Consider the following 954-nt stretch of genomic DNA (forward strand, 5'->3'; position numbering starts at 1 on the left):
GACCACGCTGAGCAGGGAACCGCTTGCCGTGGCAAGGCCGCCCCAGAGAAGGTGGCGTCGGTCGAGGGTCTCTTGCAGCCAGCGACGCATGGCGCATGTCCTTGTCGCTCTTGCGAAGCATTTGCAAGATATGCGCGATTTTCTGCTCAACTCAAGAGATTAGCTGTGCAATGGGTATCCATAATCGTGAGCGTTCTGCTGCCTTAACCCAGAGCGCCAGATCTCTCGCCTCACCGAATGGATTACCGATCCGTTCTACTTAGCGCTCAATCAGGAGCGGATCTTGGGCTAACCCCTGACCCTCCGGATTACACTGCCGAGGTTAACGCACCAGTGCCGTTGGACCCAAGTCTTGCACTGGACCCATTCTACCCCCACATGTCGATGATCGGGGTCCGGGCCCCTCTGGCAGTCCTCTCTAGGCTGCGATGTCGGACTCTCTCACCTGAGGAGCAGCTTAAGGTGCGCTCCGCATCTGGGAGACCACTGTGGCGTCCTACTCTTACACATCCTCTCTCCACGGCATTTCATCTCGCGCCGGTGACACGCGTTCACGGCTGGATACGCTGGCACGGTTTCTCGACAGCGCGGTCCGCGTGCCAGGAACCAGCATCCGCTTCGGCGCCGACGCGCTGATGAACCTGATCCCAGGTGTCGGGATGCCGACCTCGAAGGGTATGTCGGCCTACCTGATCTGGGAGGCACGGCGCCTCGGTGCGCCGACCGGGACGCTCCTGCGCATGGTTGGCAATATCGGTGTCGACTTCGTGATCAGCGCGGTTCCGCTCGTGGGCTGGATTGGCGACGTATTCTACCGCTCAAATCTGCGCAACATGGCGCTGCTGCGTGATCACCTCGACCGAGTCCATCCGGGGCCGAACATCTTCCAGAGATGACAGTGCTCAGGGAAAGGATTGGGGCCGGCTGCTGCCCTCATATCTCAGCCAGAACTCT

The 954-nt window shown here is 60.2% G+C and carries 1 protein-coding gene; it reads left to right on the plus strand.

Annotated features, from left to right (window positions below; genetic code table 11):
- The first annotated feature begins 488 nt into the window (after positions 1 to 488).
- Positions 489 to 896, plus strand: a complete 408-nt coding sequence (locus FS320_RS44170) for a DUF4112 domain-containing protein (RefSeq protein ID WP_338105715.1) — start codon at positions 489 to 491, stop codon at positions 894 to 896.
- Positions 897 to 954 lie beyond the last annotated feature (58 nt).

This window comes from Microvirga tunisiensis, from assembly GCF_009296175.1.
Taxonomy (GTDB): domain Bacteria; phylum Pseudomonadota; class Alphaproteobacteria; order Rhizobiales; family Beijerinckiaceae; genus Microvirga; species Microvirga tunisiensis.